16 protein-coding genes are annotated in these 17,416 nt (G+C 72.1%); 7 read left to right on the plus strand and 9 right to left on the minus strand.

From position 1 onward, the window contains the following. Positions 1-272: 272 nt before the first annotated feature. Positions 273-2,261, plus strand: a complete 1,989-nt coding sequence (locus tag AB0C20_RS00760) for a BTAD domain-containing putative transcriptional regulator (RefSeq protein ID WP_357566924.1) — start codon at positions 273-275, stop codon at positions 2,259-2,261. Here the strand turns inward: AB0C20_RS00760 and AB0C20_RS00765 are convergent. Continuing rightward, on the minus strand, positions 2,142-3,026 hold the full coding sequence (locus AB0C20_RS00765; RefSeq protein WP_357179980.1) for a LysR family transcriptional regulator: 885 nt from the start codon (positions 3,024-3,026) through the stop codon (positions 2,142-2,144). The two genes, AB0C20_RS00760 and AB0C20_RS00765, sit on opposite strands and share 120 nt — an antisense overlap. A gap of 82 nt (positions 3,027-3,108) precedes the next feature. Between AB0C20_RS00765 and AB0C20_RS00770 the strand changes: the two genes are divergently transcribed. Continuing rightward, positions 3,109-4,359: an MFS transporter gene (locus AB0C20_RS00770; protein ID WP_357566925.1), complete on the plus strand. Its 1,251-nt coding sequence runs from the start codon at positions 3,109-3,111 to the stop codon at positions 4,357-4,359. A 19-nt stretch (positions 4,360-4,378) separates the two neighbouring features. Here AB0C20_RS00770 and AB0C20_RS00775 read toward each other — a convergent pair whose 3' ends face one another. Further along, on the minus strand, positions 4,379-5,128 hold the full coding sequence (locus AB0C20_RS00775; protein ID WP_357179974.1) for a glyoxalase: 750 nt from the start codon (positions 5,126-5,128) through the stop codon (positions 4,379-4,381). A gap of 166 nt (positions 5,129-5,294) precedes the next feature. Here AB0C20_RS00775 and AB0C20_RS00780 point away from each other — a divergent pair, with 166 nt between their 5' ends. From AB0C20_RS00780 to AB0C20_RS00795, 4 genes are read left to right on the plus strand one after another with little or no spacing between them, the layout of a single operon-like run. Then, the gene (locus AB0C20_RS00780) at positions 5,295-6,221 is read left to right on the plus strand and encodes a hypothetical protein (RefSeq protein ID WP_357566926.1); all 927 of its coding nucleotides are present in this window, start codon (positions 5,295-5,297) and stop codon (positions 6,219-6,221) included. After that, positions 6,218-6,670 (plus strand): ABA4-like family protein, encoded by a 453-nt coding sequence (locus tag AB0C20_RS00785; RefSeq protein ID WP_357179968.1) that lies wholly within the window; start codon positions 6,218-6,220, stop codon positions 6,668-6,670. The genes AB0C20_RS00780 and AB0C20_RS00785 overlap by 4 nt, the downstream gene beginning before the upstream one ends. 5 nt (positions 6,671-6,675) lie before the next feature. Continuing rightward, positions 6,676-7,926: a histidine kinase gene (locus tag AB0C20_RS00790; protein WP_357179966.1), complete on the plus strand. Its 1,251-nt coding sequence runs from the start codon at positions 6,676-6,678 to the stop codon at positions 7,924-7,926. Further along, the gene (locus AB0C20_RS00795; RefSeq protein ID WP_357179963.1) at positions 7,923-8,549 is read left to right on the plus strand and encodes a response regulator transcription factor; all 627 of its coding nucleotides are present in this window, start codon (positions 7,923-7,925) and stop codon (positions 8,547-8,549) included. Before AB0C20_RS00790 ends, AB0C20_RS00795 begins: the two co-directional genes overlap by 4 nt. 3 nt (positions 8,550-8,552) lie before the next feature. On the opposite strand, the gene AB0C20_RS00800 is transcribed toward AB0C20_RS00795, so the two are convergent. Continuing rightward, positions 8,553-9,269, minus strand: coding sequence for a YoaK family protein (locus AB0C20_RS00800; protein WP_357566927.1), 717 nt, complete (start codon positions 9,267-9,269; stop codon positions 8,553-8,555). Positions 9,270-9,339: 70 nt separating this feature from the next. On the opposite strand from AB0C20_RS00800, the gene AB0C20_RS00805 reads away from it, so the two are divergent. Next, on the plus strand, positions 9,340-10,020 hold the full coding sequence (locus AB0C20_RS00805) for a GntR family transcriptional regulator (RefSeq protein ID WP_357179957.1): 681 nt from the start codon (positions 9,340-9,342) through the stop codon (positions 10,018-10,020). Positions 10,021-10,043: 23 nt separating this feature from the next. On the opposite strand, the gene AB0C20_RS00810 is transcribed toward AB0C20_RS00805, so the two are convergent. The 6 genes from AB0C20_RS00810 to AB0C20_RS00835 are packed head-to-tail and all read right to left on the minus strand — an operon-like array spanning position 10,044 to position 17,365. Beyond that, a complete protein-coding gene (locus AB0C20_RS00810) occupies positions 10,044-11,834 on the minus strand; it encodes a gamma-glutamyltransferase family protein (RefSeq protein ID WP_357566928.1) in 1,791 nt (596 codons plus the stop codon). Then, positions 11,831-12,832, minus strand: coding sequence for an oligopeptide/dipeptide ABC transporter ATP-binding protein (locus tag AB0C20_RS00815; protein WP_357179951.1), 1,002 nt, complete (start codon positions 12,830-12,832; stop codon positions 11,831-11,833). The genes AB0C20_RS00810 and AB0C20_RS00815 overlap by 4 nt, the downstream gene beginning before the upstream one ends. Next, the gene (locus AB0C20_RS00820) at positions 12,829-13,845 is read right to left on the minus strand and encodes an ABC transporter ATP-binding protein (protein ID WP_357179948.1); all 1,017 of its coding nucleotides are present in this window, start codon (positions 13,843-13,845) and stop codon (positions 12,829-12,831) included. The genes AB0C20_RS00815 and AB0C20_RS00820 overlap by 4 nt, the downstream gene beginning before the upstream one ends. After that, positions 13,842-14,729, minus strand: coding sequence for an ABC transporter permease (locus AB0C20_RS00825; protein WP_357566929.1), 888 nt, complete (start codon positions 14,727-14,729; stop codon positions 13,842-13,844). The genes AB0C20_RS00820 and AB0C20_RS00825 overlap by 4 nt, the downstream gene beginning before the upstream one ends. Beyond that, on the minus strand, positions 14,726-15,682 hold the full coding sequence (locus AB0C20_RS00830; protein WP_091399352.1) for an ABC transporter permease: 957 nt from the start codon (positions 15,680-15,682) through the stop codon (positions 14,726-14,728). Before AB0C20_RS00830 ends, AB0C20_RS00825 begins: the two co-directional genes overlap by 4 nt. 6 nt (positions 15,683-15,688) lie before the next feature. Further along, entirely contained in the window at positions 15,689-17,365 is a 1,677-nt protein-coding gene (locus tag AB0C20_RS00835; RefSeq protein ID WP_357566930.1) for an ABC transporter substrate-binding protein, read from the minus strand. Positions 17,366-17,416 lie beyond the last annotated feature (51 nt).

Genomic DNA, 17,416 nt, shown 5'->3' on the forward strand with positions numbered 1-17,416 from the left:
GTTGGCCGACGGTCGGCTCGCTGGAACGCTCGCTGACCGCCGTACGACGGGCCGTACACGTCGCCGTACTCGTGGTGCCCGTGCGCCGGGCCGCGCCGCCCCGCCCATGCGCCGGGAGTCGCGCGTCCGCGGCGTTCGGGTCTGTTCCGCACTGCCCGGTGCGGTGACCGTCGAGCTCCTCGCACTGAGACTGGGCCCAACGATCTCCGGCGTGGGTGTGAGGCGGCAGTCCGTCGCCTCGCGGCCGGGGAGGCACGGGGGCGGGTGGGGTAATGGGTCTGTCGGTCGAGTTGCTCGGCACGATGCGGGTGGTTGTCGATGGCGAGGCGGTGGTGCTGCCGTCCGGGCGGCAACGCTCCCTGCTGGCCCTGCTGCTGATGGACGGGAAGCGGATGGTCAGCCGGGACCGGGTGATGGCGGAGTTGTGGCCGAGCGCCCCACCCCAGTCCGCCGCGGTGAACCTGCGAACCTACGCGTGGGGGTTGCGGAGCTGGCTGGCCCGGGTCACCGGCGCGGGCGGTCAGCTGGTCCGCAACGGGGCCGGGTGGGCGCTGCGGCTGGTGGACGACACACCGCTGGCACTCGACGTGGTGACCTTCGAACGGGACGTGGCGGCTGGCCTTCGGGCACTGACCGACGCCGATCTGGCGTCGGCGACATGGCATCTGCACCACGCGACGCAGGCCTACCGGGGCGTTCCTCTGCTGAACGTGCCGCAGGGGCCGGTGCTGTCCGGCTGGGCGGTGCTCCTGCACAACCGGTGGGTGGAGGCGACCGAGGGGTACGCCGAGGTCCTGCTGCGAACCGAGCGGTTCGGCGCGGTCCGGGAGCTACTCCAGGGTTTCGTCGGGCAGCATCCGGGACGGGAGCGGGCCTGGGGCCAGCTGATGGCCGCCTGTGCTCGCGGCGGGGACACCACCGGCGCGGTCGCGACCTACCGCGCGGCCCGGACGGCGTTGGTGGAGGGGTTCGGCATGGAGCCGGGCGCCGACCTGACCGCCCTGTACCGGGCGGTGCTGCGGCGCGAGCCGGAGATGACCCCGCCGCACGAGTCCACAGCGAGGCGTGAACGGGTGTCGGTCGTCGGACCGGCCGGCCCGCTGCGGCAACTACCGGCCGACCTGCCCGTGCTGTTCGGTCGGGAAACGACGGTACGCGGGCTGCTCGACGCGCTGAGCCATTCGCCGGTGGTCCCCGGCCGCTGTCGGGTCGCGGTCGTCGTGGGACCGGCCGGTGTCGGCAAGACCGCCCTCGCGATCCACCTCGCCCACCTGCTACGCCCGGCCGGGCACGGTGCCCACCTCTTCGTCGACCTTGGTGGACCGGTGCCGGCATCGCCTCGGCCACCGCAGGACACCGTCGCCGATGCGCTGGACCCGGTGGTGATCCGTCTGCTGCACGCCTTCGGGGTGACCGGGGAGCGGCTCCCCGTACTGCCCGCCGACCGGCACGCGTTGCTGCGCGGCTGTCTCGCCGAGAGTCGCGCGCTGCTCATCCTGGACGACGCGACCGACCTGGCGCAGATCCGGGCGTTGCTGCCGGGCGACGCGGCGTGCACTGTCATCGTGACCAGCCTTCATCGACTGGCCGGGCTCACGGACGTGCACCGCGTCGACCTCGGCCCGCTTGATCCGGTCGCAGCCGAGCTGATGTTCCGCACCAGGACCGGTCTGGTCAGCGCTGACGAGTCGACCCGTTCGGTTGTCGCGTCCTGCGCGGGTCTGCCGCTGGCGCTGCTGATCACCGCCGGCCGCCTGGCCGGACGCCCACCGGCCATGATCCGCAGACTCGCGCTCGCGCTGCGCGACGAGCGCCGGCACCTCGACGAACTGGTGCTTGACGACCTGTCGGTCCGTGCGCGCGTCGCGGTGTCCTACCGCGCGGTGGGTGCGCTGCAACGACGAGCCCTGCACCTGGTCAGCGCGGCCGGCGCGGCGGGGATCCCGGCCGGACCGCTCGCCCGACCGCTGGGGCTGGCCGAAACCGGTGTGGAGCTGGTGCTCGAACAGCTCGCCGACGCACACCTCGTGACGATGTCCGAACCGACGTCCCAGGCGGTGCGCTACCGGACTCCGGAGTTGGTTCGGTTGCTCGTTGCCGAGGACCCGGACATCGACCAGCCAGGCCAGCCGAGCAGGTCGTCAGGGCAGGAACTCGGCGGTCAGGCTGATCAGCGCACGGGCGGCGGCCCCGACCGGGCGGTCCACCGGGGTGGCAAGCGAGGCTGTCCAGTTCAGGTCGGCGCCGGTGACGCTCAGTAGGCGCACCCCGTGGTCGTCGGCGACGGCGAAGCGGGGCAGCAGCGCGATGCCGAGCCCGTGCCGCACGTGGTCGGCGCCGGTGGCGATGTCGGGGATCTCGATCGTGACGCGCCGGGACAGACCGGCGGCCGCGAACGCCCTGTCGGTAACGGCCCGGTTGCCGTAGCCGACCGGGGAGTCGATGAAGTCCAACCCGGCGATGTCGGCGAGGGTGACCGCCTCGCGGGTCGCCAGCGGGTGGTCGTCCGGGACGACGAGATCGAGGACCGAGCTGGCCAGCTCGGTGAGGTGGATCTCCGCAGGAGGTGTGCCGGGCAGCGAGACGAACGCGAGGTCGAGGCGGCGTTCCGCGAGGGCGTCGATGAGCCCCTGGGAGCCGTGCGGGGCGACGCTGGTGTGCAGCAGCACTCCGGGGTGCCGGCGGTGGAACTCGCCGAGCAGGGCCGGCAGGTGAAGGAGTCTGATCGAGGTCATCGTGCCGATGCGCAGGGTGCCGCGCAGGCCGCCGTGCACCTCGGCGACCGCGTCGCGGGCATCGCGGGCCGCGTCGAGGGCGATCCGGGCGCGCGGCAGGAGAGCGGCACCGGCGTCGGTGAGGCGTACGCGCTTGGAGTTGCGGTCCAGCAGTGACGCGCCCAGTTCGCGTTCGAGGGTCTTGACCGCGGCGGAGACGGCGGACTGGACGACGTGCAGGCGGGCGGCGGCGCGGGTGAAGTTCTGTTCCTCGGCCACGGCGACGAAGTACTCAAGTTGGCGGAGCTCCACACCACCAAGTATCACCGATCGCGATCGTCGCGAACATCAACTTTCGTTGGACCTGATGCTTGGGCGAGGCAAGAGTGGGCTCATGTCCTTGTCGACACTGACACCCCGCCCCACCACGTCCGACCACCGCGACGGCTCGTCCCGCCGGCACGGCCGTGGCTTCTGGGCGATCGCCCTGGCGTTCCTGACCGCTATGGCGTTCTGCACAGTGCCTGCCCCGCTCTACCCGCTCTACATGGCGCGGGACGGTTTCTCCACGTTCATGGGCACCATCGTCTTCGCGGTCTACGCGGTGGGCGTGGTGATCAGCCTGCTGCTCGCCGGTCACGTCTCGGACTGGGTCGGCCGCAAGAAGATCCTCATTCCCGCGTTGGCGTTGGAGCTGGTGGCCGCCGCCCTGTTCCTGGGTGACCCGTCCCTGCCGGTGCTGCTGGTCGCCCGGCTGGTGAGCGGGCTGGGCATCGGCCTGATCACCGCGACCGCCACCGCATACCTCCAGGAGCTGCACGCCGCACACCGGCCCGGCTCGTCCCGCCAGCGCTTCGAGATGGTCTCCACCGCCGCCAACATCGGCGGGCTGGGCGTGGGCGCGTTGGTCGCCGGCGTCCTCGCCCAGTACGTCGACGCGCCGCTGCGTACGCCGTACCTGGTGTTCGCCGTCCTGTTGGCGGCGAGCATCGTGGCGGTCGCCCTGACCCCGGAGACCGTCGAGGAGCGGCTGGTCAAGCCCACCTACCGGCCCCAGCGGATCAGCGCCGACCACGGGGACCGGGCCGGCTACCTGGCCGCGGCAGCCGCCGGGTTCGCCTCCTTCGCCGTGTTCGGCCTGTTCACCTCTGTCGCCCCGGGTTTCGTCGCGGGTGCCCTGCACCTTCCGTCGCGGGCCCTGGCCGGCGCGATCGTGTTCGCCGTGTTCGGCGGTGCGGCAGTGGCGCAGACCCTCACCAGCCGGCTGGCCGCCCCGGCGAAGGTGCGCCTGGGGCTGCTCGCCCAGGCCTTCGGCGTGCCCGTCCTGCTGGTGGGGATGCACACCGCCAGCCTCCCGGTGTTCCTGGTCGGCGGGGTGGTCGCCGGCATCGGCGCCGGCGTGCTCTTCAAGGCCGCAGTCGGCGCCGTCGCGGCGATGGCCGCACCCGCCCAGCGCGGCGAGGCCCTGGCCGGGCTGTTCCTCATCGGCTACCTGGGGATGATCCTGCCGTCCGTCGGCATCGGCGTCGCCACCCAGGCCGTCACCGCCGGCACGGCGATGAACTGGTTCACCGGGTTGCTACTGGTCATGCTCGCCGGCGTGGCGGCGCTGTTCCGCCACAGCGCAGCGCCGCAAGCCCGATGAGGCGCGGGGAGGTCCGGGGTCAGCGTGGGTCGGGCCACCACGGTTCGAGGAGGGTGGGGTCGGCGACGTACTGCGCCACCTGCGTCCGCTGCTCAGGGGTCAGGGACAGCGCCTGGAGTCGGGCGCCCCACTCGGGCACCCGGTCGGCCTTGTCCAACGCGGTGGCCAGCTCGATCAGGCCGGCCAGCGCCATCGCCTGCTCGACCACCGGGGCGTCCTCGGCGCGGCGGCGCATCCCCGAGTCGAGCGCCCGGTAGGCCGCCCTGTCGTCCATCTTGAACTCGCGCAGGATCCGCGCGTTGTCGAGCACCCGGGCCAGCCCGTCAAGCTCCTTCGACCCGCCGTACTCCACGTCCTCCGGCTCGTCCCGCTGGATGAAGACGATGGAGTTGCCCGACGGGTCGACGATGCTGAACCGCGACGACCCGGCGCGGTAGCGGGTCATCCGGGGTAGACCCTTGACCAGCACCTTGCCGTAGCTGCGGCGCATCGCCTGGGCGAACGCCGCGTGGTACGGCGCCACCGCGTCCACCATCACCAGGCAGCCGCCGGAGTGCTCCTTCGCCGGGTCCAGGTCTTTGGGCGCCGGGCCGTAGTGCAGCTGGAACCCACTCCAAGTGAGGGCCAGGTACACATATGGCCTGAGTTGTTCATAAGCCACCTCGAACCCGAGGGCTCGCCAGAACGCCAGGGTCTCCTCCGGGGCCGCGCAGTGCAACAGCGGCACCGTGGTCTCGTTCGGTCGGACACGGTCCTCGTTGGTCGTCATCGTCACTCCCGGTCCGGTCGGCAGGCCGGCCATTGTGCCAGCACCACCGAGCGGCCTCGACCACTTTTGTCTCCTACCCAGGGAGGAGGCGCACTCCGACCACCGGCCGCAACCGGGGCTCGCGGTCGGACGCGATCGGCGGGCGCGGCCACGAACATCTACAGACATGACTACCGTTGTGCGCCGGGCGACGCGCTGGAACCGCCCACTGATGGTCCTGGTATCCGTGATGGCGGTGCTCGGCGTCGTCGCCGTCGTCGGCATCCTCGCCGACCCGCGCGTCCTCATCGGGGCGCCGATCTGGCTCAAGCCGTTCAAGTTCGCTGTGTCGTTCGTGCTGTACGGCGCGACGCTCGCCTGGATGCTCTCCCTGCTGCCGCGACGCAGCCGGGCCGTCGAGAGGGCTGTCGTCGTCATCGTCGCGGTGGCGGTCGTCGAGAACGCGTGGATCGTTGGTCAGGTGATACGCGGGCAGGCCAGCCACTTCAACGACAGCACCCCGCTGAACACCGCGCTGTTCGCGGCGATGGGCGCGGCCATCATGGTGCTGTTCTTCGCGCACCTCGTCATCGGGATCGTGGTCCTGATCCAGCGGATCCCCGATCGGGTCGCCGCGACCGCCGTCGGGTGGGGGCTCGGCCTGTCCCTGCTGGGCATGCTCGCGGCGGTGCCGATGGCGCTGCCGACGCAGGACCCGGGGATCGAGGGGATCGGTGGGGCGCACAGCGTCGGCGTGCCCGACGGTGGGCCGGGGTTGCCGATCGTCGGCTGGAGCACCACCGGCGGTGACCTGCGGATCGGGCACTTCGTGGGGCTGCACGCCCTCCAGGCGTTGCCGATCCTGGCGATCCTGCTGAGCCGGTTCGCGGCGCGGTGGGACGAGCGCACCCGCGCCCGGCTGCTGGTCGTCGCGGGCGGCGCGTACGGCGTACTCACCGTGTTGTTGACCTGGCAGGCCCTGCGCGAGCAGCCGCTGCTGCGGCCCGACGCGGTCACGCTCGCCGCGGTCGCGGCCCTGGTGGTCGCGACGGCGACCGCGACCGGCCTGGTGCTGGCCCGCCGACGTCGCCCGGAACTGGCGCTGGCCGCGTGACAGCGACGCTGTTCTCCCTGACGTTCGCCGTGGCCGCGCCGTTCTGGGCGCTGATGATCCTGCTGCCGCGCTGGTCGTGGACCGCCCGGATCATCGCCTCGCCGCTGATCGTGCTGCCGGTCGTGGTGATCTACGCGCTGCTGGTGCTCCCGGCGTTCGGCGACGTGCTGCCGGCAGTGGCGTCGCCGACCCTGGCCGGGGTGCGCGACCTGCTCGGCACCTCCGCCGGGGCCGCGGCGGGTTGGGCGCACATGATCGCGTTCGATCTGTTCGTCGGGCGGTGGGCGTGGTTGGACAGCCGCGATCGGGGGGTGCCGGCGCTGGTGATGGCTCCGGTGCTGCTGCTGACCATCCTGCTCGGACCGCTCGGTTTGGCCGCGTACCTCGCGGTCCGGACCCGGTGGCGGCGGCCGGCAGCCGTCGCCACCGGCCCGCAGCACCTAGGCTGACCACCGTGAGCTGGCCGGGGCGACTGTTCGACATGCGGGAAACGCTCGTGCGGATGGTGCTGCTCGACCTCGCCGGGCTGGGCTACCTGCTCGTCGTCCCGCACTCCGCCAGCACGCCCACGACGACACAGTGGATCCTCGCGATCCTCGCGTTCACAGTCGGGCTGGCGGTGCACCGCTGGCCCGTGGTCAACCTGCTGGCGCAGGCCGCCCTGTTGACGGTCGCGATCCGCCTGGTCGACGACTTCACCATCAACCAGGTGGGCGCGAGTTGGGCCCTGCTCGAGATCACCATGCGGGCGCGCCGCCCCCGGACCATCTGGCTGTCCGCCGCGCTACTGGTAGTGGTCGACCTGACCGACTCGGTTGGCGACCCGGTCGGCCAGGTCGCCTCGGGCCTCGTCGGGTTGGCCCTGGAGGTCGGTGTGCCGGTGCTGCTCGGCCTCGTGATCCGCACCAACCGGGAGCTGAGTCGGCAGGCCGTGGAGCGGGCGGTGGCCGAGCAACGCCAGCACGAGTCGGAGAGTCGTGCGGCCCGCGCCGACGAACGCGGCGCCATCGCCCGCGAGCTGCACGACGTCGTCGCGCACCACGTGGCGTCGATGGTCCTGCGGGTCGGCGTCGCCCGGCACGTGCTCACCGACCTGGACCCCCGGGTGGGCGAGGTCTTCGACGACGTGCACGGCACCGGCACCTCGGCCCTCGCGGAGCTGCGCCGGCTGGTCGCGGTGCTGCGCAACCCCGACGGGGTACGCGGCGACGCGGCGCTGACCGCTATCGAACCGTCCGCGCTGCCGGCGGCGATCGGCGCGTCCATCGACCGGGCCCGGCAGGCGGGTGTCACTGTGGAGGCCGACCTCGACCCGGCGATCGGTTCACTCGACGCGGTGCGCGGCATGGCGGTGCTGCGACTGACCCAGGAGGCGCTGACCAACGTGGCCAAACACGCGGGGACGTCCGCGCTCGCGCACCTCGTGGTGGCCGTCCGGGACGGCTGCGTGTACTGGGAGGTCACCGACAACGGGCGCGGCGGGGTGCCGGCGGGCGTGCCGGCCGGTGGCGGGCACGGCATCACCGGGATGCGCGAACGTGTCGAGGTCCTCGGCGGCCGGTTGGAGGCGGGCCCGACCGGCACCGGGTGGCGGGTGCGTACCGTCCTTCCGGCAGTGGCCGCCGCGCCCGCCGACGCGCCGGTCGGATCGGTGCCCCGCGAGCGGGAGGCCCCGGCCGGGTCGCCCGCGCCGGAGCCGGCGTGATCCGGGTGCTGCTGGTCGACGACCAGCACCTCATCCGTGCCGGGCTGCGCATGCTCTGCGACGCCCAACCCGACATCGAGGTCGTCGGGGAGGCCGACAACGGTCGTGAGGCGATCCCGCTGGCCGGGCGGCTCCTTCCCGACGTCGTCGTCATGGACCTGCGGATGCCCGGTGTCGACGGGATCACCGCGACCAGCCGGATCCTCGCCGACCGCCCCGCCACGCGCGTCCTTGTGCTGACCACGTTCGGCGATGACGACCACCTCTACCCCGCGCTGACCGCCGGAGCGTGCGGGTTCCTGCTCAAGGACGCGCCGCCGACCGAGCTGCTGGACGGCATCCGCAGGGCCGCCGTCGGTGACAGCCCGTTCAGCCCGGAGGTGCTGCGCCGCCTCGTGCAGCGCGCGGTGCACGCCCGCCCCGGGTCACCACCGACGCTGCCGGGCCTGACCGCCCGGGAACGCGACGTGCTCGACCTGGTCGCCGAGGGCCTGTCCAACACCGAGATCGCCGACCAGCTCCACATCGGTGTCACCACCGTCAAGACCCACATCACCAGCCTGATGGCCAAGACCGACAGCCCCAACCGGGTACGCCTGGCCCTGTTCGCTCGCGGCGTCTGACGCTCAGGCCCGCATCCGGGCGGACACGGCGATGACGAGCACCAGCGGCACGATCAGCAGGGCCGGGGCGACGACAGGCAGGTGCAGGGCGACAAGGGCGCCGACCGCCGCGCCGACCATGAGGGCCAACAGCACCTGGGCCTTGGGGCGCAGGCTGGCCCACGGGCTGCGCGCGGCGACCCCGGCGATCAGGCTGGTGAGCGTGCCGGTCAGGTACGTGGAGGACAGGCCGGACACGCCGAAGCGTTGGATGGCACTGCTCTGCACGCCCAGCGCGACAGCTGACAGCATCAGCAGCGCCAGGTGGACACCCGCGTCGGGCGTGTGCAGCGTGATCTCCCAGACGACGGCGAACACGACGAACACCGACAGCTCCAGGACCAGCGCCCAGGTGACCCGCCGGGGCCAGACCGGATCGTCGGGCTGTGCCGAGCCGACGACGCGGGCGCCGGCGAGGACACCGACGATGAAGCTGACGATGGCGCAGCCCGACGTCAGCGCCAGGTCGGCCTCGCCCCGGCCGGCCGAGAGCCCGAGCAGGACCATGTTGCCGGTCATCACGCTGGCGAAGGCGCCGCCGAGGGCGAGGAACCCGAGAGCGTCGGCGCTCCCGGTGAGGAAGGTGAGGACGACGACGAGCGCCTGCCGTCGCCGCAGCAGGCGCTCGTTTCGGCGCGGGGCGGCGCGGGGGCGGGTGACGCGGGGCGCTGTGCTCGACACTGTCGGCCACCTTCCAGTAATTGTTCTTCGTATACACTTTGTCCGGACACGTTCACGGAGAGGCGACCAGGTGGCTGAAGACCTACGGGACAAGCTCGGCGCGCAACACCTGCCGCTGCGCGATCAGGTCCTCGGCGCGCTGCGGACCGCCATCATCGACGGCGACTACCTGCCCGGGGAACGGCTGACCGAGGACCGGCTCGCCGAGGACTTCGGCGTCTCCCGCAACCCCGTCCGGGAGGCGCTGCGCGTCGCCGAGGCGGAGGGGTTCGTCGTGATCCTCCCCCGCCGGGGAGCGGTGGTCGCCTCACCGAGCAGCGGGACCATCACCGACATGTTCGCCGTGCGCGAGCGCCTGGAGACGCTGGCCGCCCGGCTGGCCGCCGAGCGGGCCACTGCTGCCGACGTGGCGTCCCTGCGTGCCCTGCTCGACCAGGGCCGCGAGGCGACACAGCGCCACGACCTGGCCCGGGTCGCCGAACTGAACAGCACGCTGCACCTGCGCATCCTCCAGATCAGCGGAAACCCCTGGCTGTCGTCGATCGCCAAGTCGCTCTACCTCCATGTCCAGTGGGTCTTCCGGCTCGGGGCGGCCGAACGCGCGCCACACTCCTGGGCCGAGCACATCCAACTCGTCGACGCCATCGAGTCGGGCGACGGTGACCGCGCCGAGCGGGCCGCGCTCGACCACCTCGGCGCGGCTTCCGCCGCGGCGTACGAGAACGCCGAAGGCGGCTACGGCACCCGCTGACGGGCGTGCGGCTGCGGCACCCACTACCGGCCGCACGCGTAGCCCTGCATCCCCCGGGGGTTCGCACCGGCCGCCAGCACTCCCGTCGCCGGGTCACGGGTCACCGCGCAGAGCCGACCGAGGCTCCACCCGTCGGTGACCCGCACCTCGTGCCCGTACGCCCGCAGGGCCGCCAGCACGCCCTCGTCGAGCCGTTCCTCCACCACCAGGACACCGGGCTCCATGTCGCGGGGATAGAACGACCCCGGCAGGCTGACCGTGTGCCACGCCGGCGCGTCGATGGCCTCCTGAAGGCTCTGCCCACCGACGAGGTGCCGCAGCAGGAACGGCAACTGCCACTGGTCCTGCTGGTCGCCACCGGGGGTGCCGCAGGCCAGCACCGGCTCGCCGTCGCGGTGCACCATCGTCGGGCTCAACGTCGTACGCGGGCGGCGGCCCGGCGCCAGCGACGAGGCGAGCCCCTCCTCCAGCCAGAACATCTGCAACCTGCTGCCCAGCGGAAAGCCCAGCTCCGGAATCGTCGGAGAACTCTGCAACCAGCCACCGCTGGGCGTCGCGGAGATCATGTTGCCCCAGCGGTCGACCACGTCCACGTGACACGTGTCGCCCCGGGTCACCCCGTCCGACTGCACCGTCGGCTCTCCCGTTGTGGCATCCGTCGGCCCGGTACGCCGCCCGGCACCCTGTCGGACGTGCGCCGGCAGGCGCGGCTGCGCCCCGTCCGGACGCCCCGGCCGCAACTCCGCCGACGCGCGTTCGCCGATCAGGGCGGCCCGCTCCCGCGCGTACTGCGGCGAGAGCAGCGCCTTGGCGGGCACGTCGGCCCCGTCGCCGTACCAGGCCTCCCGGTCGGCGAAGGCGAGCTTGAGCGCCTCGACCTGGGCGTGCACACCCGCCGCGGTCGTCGGGTCGTACGCGCCCGGGTCGTCGAGGGCATCCAGGGTGGCCAGTGACTCCAGCAGCACCGGGCCCTGGCCCCAGAAACCGGTCTTCGCCACCGAGTAGCCCTGCCAGTCAAGGGTGGCGGGCGGCTCCCAGCTCGCCGAGTACGCGGCCAGGTCGTCGCCGGTGACCAGCCCGGCGTGCGGGCTGCCACTGGAGTCCTGGAACGGTAGCCGGCTGAACGCGTCGATCGCCTCGGCGACGAAACCCGTGCTCCAGGCCCGACGTGCGGCTTCGATCTGGGCCTCCCGATCGACGCCGGCCGCCCGTCCCGCCTCGACGAGTCGGCGCAGGGTGTCCGCGTACGCCGGGTTGGTGACCAACTCCCCCGCGGCCGGTGGCCGGCCGCCGCGCAGCCAGAGCGCTGCCGAGGTGGGCCAGTGTTCCTCGAACAACGACCGGACGGCCGCCACCGTGTCACCGACCCGGCCCACCAACGGGTGCCCGGCGCCGGCGTAGCCGATCGCCGGCTCCAACACCTCAGCGAGGGTGAGCGTGCCGTGCTCGCGCAGCAGCAGGAGCCAGGCGTCCACCGCGCCGGGTACGGCCGCCGCGAGCGGCCCGGCGCCCGGGATGAGGTCCATCCCGAGGGACCGGAAGTGCGCGATGGTGGCGCCGGCCGGTGCCGGTCCCTGCCCGCACAGCACCTTCGGTCGGGGATCCCGTGCGGTGGCCACGATGGCCGGCACCTCGCCGCCCGGCCCGTTCAGGTGCGGCTCGACGACGTGCAGGACGAAACCGGCGGTGACAGCGGCGTCGAAGGCGTTGCCCCCGCGCTCCAGGATGCCCATCGCCGACTGGCTGGCGAGCCAGTGGGTGGAGGACACCATGCCGAAGGTGCCCTGCAACGTGGGTCGGGTGGTGAACGTCATGACAACACCTCACTGGGATCTGCGGTACGAACGTCGGGACCGGTGCCGTCCGACCGGACCAGGTGGCACGCGGCCATCCCGTCGGCGATGGCGGTCTGCGCCGGCACCTCCGTCGCGCACCTGTCGAAGGCGAGCGGGCACCGGGTCCGGAACCGGCAGCCGGACGGCGGGTCGAGCGCGGACGGCAGGTCGTCGCCGAGCAGCACCGGCTGACGGAGGCGCTGACGCACCGGGTCGGCCACCGGCGCGGCGGAGAGCAGTGCCTGCGTGTACGGGTGGGCGGGCCGGGCGAAGATCCGCTCGCGGCTGCCGGTCTCGACGAGTTGACCCAGGTACATGACAGCGATGTCGTCGGCCAGGTACTCGACGGCGGAGAGGTCGTGGGTGATGAAGAGACAGGCGAACCCGATGTCGCGTTGCAGGTCGGCGAGGAGGTTGAGCACCGACGCCTGCACTGACACGTCGAGTGCGCTGGTGGGTTCGTCAGCGATGAGCAGCATGGGCTCGGAGATCAGGGCCCGCGCGATGCTGACCCGTTGGCGTTGCCCGCCGGACAACTCGTGGGGGTAGCGACGGGCCACCTCGGCGCGCAGGCCCACCCGTTCGAGTTGGGGGGCGACGCGGGCGTCCCGCTCGCGCCGGGAGATCCGCTTGCCGGCCAGCCGCAGCGGTTCGGCCACGATCTCGCCCACCAGCATGCGCGGGTCCAGTGACGCGGCCGGGTCCTGGAAGACGATCGACACCGCGCCGCGATGGGGACGCAGTCGCCGTCGGGAGAGGTGGGTGACGTCGGTGCCAGCGATCCGGACAGTTCCCGCTGTCGGTTCGACGAGCCGCACCACGCATCGGCCCACTGTGGACTTCCCGGAACCGCTCTCCCCCACCAGGGCCGTGACCCGGCCCCGCGGGATGGTCAGGGACACCCCGTCCACGGCACGCACCGGGCCGAAGTGCATCACCAGGTCCGCGATCTCCAGGGCGTTCGGCTGCGGCGTCATCGGTTCGCCTCCTGAGCTGCCGTCGGTGCTGTGCTGCAGGGGTGCCAACAGGCAGCGACGTGGTCGGTGCCACCGACATCCTCCAACGGCGGGGCTGCCGCCCGGCACTGCTCGTCGGCGGCCGGGCACCGGTCCGCGAAGGTGCAGGCGTCGGGTTGGCTGGCCAGGACGGGCACCAGCCCGGGGATCTCGGTCAACCGGTCGGTGCCGGCGTGCCTGCCCGGCTGCGGTGACGCCGACAGGAGCCCGGCCGTGTACCGGTGCCGTGGGTGGGCGAACAGGTCGTCCACCGGCGCCCGTTCCACCACCCGGCCCGCGTACATGACGACGACGCGGTCCGCGATGTCGGCGATCACGCCGAGGTCGTGGGTGATGATGAGGACGCTCGTGCCGAGCCGGTCGCGCAGGTCCCGCAGCACCTGGAGGATGCCGGCCTGGACGGTGACGTCCAGCGCGGTGGTCGGCTCGTCGGCCACGAGCACCTTCGGACCGCAGGCCACCGCCATCGCGATCATCACGCGCTGCCGCATGCCGCCGGAGAGTTGGTGCGGATAGTTGTCGACCCGCTGGGCGGCGGACGGGATCCCGACGAGCGTCAACAGCTCGACGGCGCGGGCCCGCGCCGCCCGCCGGGACATCCGTTCGTGGACCTGGAGCACCTCGCCGATCTGCCGTCCGACGGTGAGGACCGGGTTCAACGACGTCATCGGTTCCTGGAAGATGTAGGCGATCTCCCGGCCCCGGACCCGCCGCAGGGCCGACTCACGGGCCCCGACCAACTGGGTGCCGTCCAGGCGCACCGATCCGGTGACCCGGGCGCTGCCCGGGAGCAGCCCGGCGAGACTCATCGCGGTGACGCTCTTTCCGCACCCCGACTCGCCCACCATCCCGACGATCTCTCCGGCTGCGAGGTCCAGGCTGACTCCGTCGACCGCCGAGACGGTGCCGGTCTCGGTCGGAAACGACACCGACAGGTCGCGGATCTCCAGCACGGGCGCGGAGGCGGTGGTCATCGCCGGTCTCCCTTCGGGTCGAGGGCGTCGCGCAGGGCGTCACCGAAGACGTTGAACGCCAGCGCCAGACCCATGATCACCACGCCGGGGAAGACGGCGGCCCACGGTGCGCGGGCGGCGAACTGCTGGGCGGTCGCCAGCATGGTGCCGAGGCTGGGCGCCGGGGGCTGGATGCCGAGACCGAGGAAGGACAGCACCGCCTCGCCGAGGATCGCGGCCGGGATGGCGACAGTGGCCTGCACCAGGATCACCGAGGTCGCGTTCGGCAGGATGTGCCGGGCAAGCACCCACAGGTCACTCGCGCCGTCCACGACCGCCGCCGCGACGAAGTCCAGCGACTTGAGGCGCAGCGTGTCCGAGCGGACGACCCTGATCACCCCGGGGATCTGGGCGATGCCGATGGCCACCGCGGCGTTGCCGAGACTCGCGCCCCGGATGGCGGCCAACCCCACCGCCATGATCAGAAACGGAAACGCCAGCAGCAGGTCGGTGAAGCGCGAGATCACCGCGTCCCAGGCCCGGAAGTAGCCGGCCGCCAGCCCGAGCGGCACCCCGATCACCAGCGACGTGGCCACCGCCAGGAGTCCGACCTGCAGCGACGCCCGAGCGCCGAGCATGATGCGGGAGAGGACGTCCCGGCCGAGGTCGTCGGTGCCCAGCAGGTGCCCGGCGGTGCCGGGAGGTGCGAACGTACGGGCGAAGTCGGTCTGGTCGACCGAGTAGGGCGCGAGCCAGGGCGAGAGCAGCGCTATGACACCCGCCAGCGCGAGGACGACGAAGCTCACCACGGCGAGCGGGTTGCGCCGCAGCCGCCGCAACACCCGGGTACGCCGGGTGATATCGGCGGTGCCGGTCTCCGCCATCGGTACGGTGAGGACGGTCATGCCGGATCTCCCGTCACCCGGATGCGTGGATCGATGACCGAGTAGAGCAGGTCCACGAAGAAGTTGATCACGATGTAGGCCGCCGCGGTGAGCAGGACGACGGCCTGGATCACCGGGTAGTCCCGCTGGAACACCGCGTCGATGGTCATCTTGCCGAAGCCCGGCAGCCCGAAGATCTGTTCGGTGACGACTGCGCCCGAGATCAGCCCGCCGAGTTGGAGACCCACGACGGTCACCACCACGATGAGGCTGTTCCGCAGGGCGTGCCGGGTGATGACGGCGCGCGGTCGCAGGCCCTTGGCCTTCGCCGTCCGTACGTAGTCGGAGGAGAGCGAGTCCAGCATCGCCGAGCGGGTCTGCCGCATGATGATGGCGGCCAGGCCGGTGCCGAGGATCACCGCCGGCAGGACGATGTGGTGCAGGTTGTCCACCGGGTCCTCCAGGATCGGCACGAAGCCGGAGGCGGGGAAGAGCCCGGTCGCCACGGACAGGTAGAGGATCGCCAGCAGCCCGAGCCAGAAGTGCGGCACGGACAGGCCGATCAGGGCCAGACCGTTGGCGAGCCACTCCGCCGGACGGCCACGACGGACGGCCGCGAGCACCCCGGCGCCGACGCCGAGCGCCGCCGCGATGAGGATCGCCAGGACGGACAGCTCGACGGTCACCGGCAGGGCTGTCGTGAGCATCGAGGAGACCGGGGTGCCGGTGCGGATGGACACCCCGAAGTCGCCCTGCGCCATGCGCTCCACGTACTGGGCGAACTGCACCGGCAGCGGCTGGTCCAGCCCGTAGTGCCGACGGATGGCCTCCAGGGCCTCCGGCGACCGGTCCTCCCCGGCCAGGGCGAGGGCCGGATCGCCGGGGAGCGCCCGTACGCCGACGAAGACCACGATCGTCGACAACAGCAGGGTCAGCGCCGACTGCCAGGCGCGGGTGAGCAGGTATCGGGCCACGACGGCCTACTTGCCGAAGCCGGCGAAGGCGGCCCGGATAACGCCGTCCGGGTAGACCTGGAGGCCCTGGATCTGCTTGCTGACGGCGGTCAGGTTGCGCTGCCGGTAGAGGTAGATCAGGGCGTCGTCCTGCTGGAGCAGTGCGACCGCCTGCCCGTACAGCTTCCTGCGCTCCTCGACGTCACCGGCCTGGCGGGCCTGGGTCAGCACTGTGTCGAGCTGCGGGTTGCTGTAGCCGGCGACGTTCTGGCTGGCGCCGGTGCCGACGAAGTTCGTAATGTTGGCGTCCGGGTCGATCCGGCCGCTCCACCCCAGTTGCAGCAGCTCGAAGTTGCCGCGGTCCTGCTCGTCGAGGAGCGACGAGTACTCCACCGGGTTGATCTTCAGGTCGAATCCGCCGTCCTTGACCATGGACTGCAACGCCTGCGCGAGACGCAGCGTGTCAGGGGTGTTCGAGGCGAGCATCGTGACCGTGTACGGCGTCTGCACGCCGGCTTCGGCCAGCAACTGCTTGGCCTTGGCGGGGTCGTGCGCCGGGCAGGTCTGCGCCTCGGGGGACGAGAACGTGCTCGCCGGCGAGATCGGGGAGCAGGCGGCGGCGTGCAGACCGTTGAAGACCGCGTCGACGAGGGCCTTGCGGTCGATGGCGTGCTCGAAGGCCTGTCGCACCTTGGCGTTCTGGGCGAGGGGGCGGTTGATGGGCTTGGCTGCGGTGCCGACGCCGTCGACGTTGCCGACGTTGATGGTCAGGCCCTGGTAGCCGAGGGACTGCGACTGGAGGACGGAGACCGCCGCGTCCTGCCGGAGCGAGGCGACGTCCTGGGTGGAGACCGAGTCGGCGACCTGCGCGTCACCGGAGCGCAGGTTGGCGGCGCGGATGCTGGCGTCGGTGAGGATCCGCCACGAGATGCCGTCCAGGTGCACCTTGCTCGCGTCGTAGTAGTTGGGGTCCCGCACCACCTCGATGGAGTTCTGCGGCACCCGCTTCGCGAACTTGAAGGGGCCGACGCAGACCGGCGCCGAGGCGAAGTCGTCGCCCTTGGTCCGCAGCGCCTGCGCACTCATGATCATGCCGGCCCGGTCGGCGAGGGCCCCGAGCAGTGGTGCGAACGGCTGCTTCAGCCGCAGGACGACTGTCTGCGCGTCAGGGGTGTCGACGCCGTCGATGGGGCCGAGTTCGCTCTTGCGCGCCGACCGGGCGTTGGTGAGGTGGCGTTGCAGGGTGGCCTTCACCGCGGCCGAGTCGAACGCCGTGCCGTCCGCGAAGCGCACGCCGGGCCGCAGCGGAATGGTCACCGTCCGGCCGTCGCCGCTCGTGGTGGGCAGGGCCGTCGCGAGCTGCGGTACGACCTGCGCCTGCTCGTTGACGTCGTAGAGCTTCTGGCACATCGCCTGGAAGACGTAGCGGGAGTAGAGGCTTCTCGACAGCGTCGGGTCCAGCGCGTCGGGCTCGGCGGAGAGGGCGATGACCAGCTTGCCGCCCTGCTTGACGGCGGCGGGGTCGGCGGGCGTACCGAAGGAATCCTGGCCTGCCGCCTGGTCGCCGCCGGACGGGTCGCCGCCTTCGTCGTTCGACACCGGTGAGCAGGCGACGACAGTGCAGACGACGGCGGCCGCCGCCACGGCGGCCCGGAGCACCCGGCTGCGGGGCAGGTTCGTGTCGCGGACGGAGAGGTTCGTCATGGAGAGCTCCTCAGGTGGGCGATTCGGGGAGCGTATGTTGTATACGATGAC

Origin of the sequence: Micromonospora sp. NPDC048843, assembly GCF_040649965.1 — a bacterium.
Lineage (GTDB): Bacteria > Actinomycetota > Actinomycetes > Mycobacteriales > Micromonosporaceae > Micromonospora > Micromonospora hortensis.

Bases quoted from the DNA above. Each gene is read 5' to 3' on its own strand.
- AB0C20_RS00760 (WP_357566924.1), top strand. From the start codon at position 273: ATGGGTCTGTCGGTCGAGTTGCTCGGCACGATGCGGGTGGTTGTCGAT.
- AB0C20_RS00770 (WP_357566925.1), top strand. From the start codon at position 3,109: ATGTCCTTGTCGACACTGACACCCCGCCCCACCACGTCCGACCACCGC.
- AB0C20_RS00775 (WP_357179974.1), bottom strand. From the start codon at position 5,128: ATGACGACCAACGAGGACCGTGTCCGACCGAACGAGACCACGGTGCCG.
- AB0C20_RS00780 (WP_357566926.1), top strand. From the start codon at position 5,295: ATGACTACCGTTGTGCGCCGGGCGACGCGCTGGAACCGCCCACTGATG.
- AB0C20_RS00810 (WP_357566928.1), bottom strand. From the start codon at position 11,834: ATGACGTTCACCACCCGACCCACGTTGCAGGGCACCTTCGGCATGGTG.
- AB0C20_RS00815 (WP_357179951.1), bottom strand. From the start codon at position 12,832: ATGACGCCGCAGCCGAACGCCCTGGAGATCGCGGACCTGGTGATGCAC.
- AB0C20_RS00820 (WP_357179948.1), bottom strand. From the start codon at position 13,845: ATGACCACCGCCTCCGCGCCCGTGCTGGAGATCCGCGACCTGTCGGTG.
- AB0C20_RS00825 (WP_357566929.1), bottom strand. From the start codon at position 14,729: ATGACCGTCCTCACCGTACCGATGGCGGAGACCGGCACCGCCGATATC.
- AB0C20_RS00835 (WP_357566930.1), bottom strand. From the start codon at position 17,365: ATGACGAACCTCTCCGTCCGCGACACGAACCTGCCCCGCAGCCGGGTG.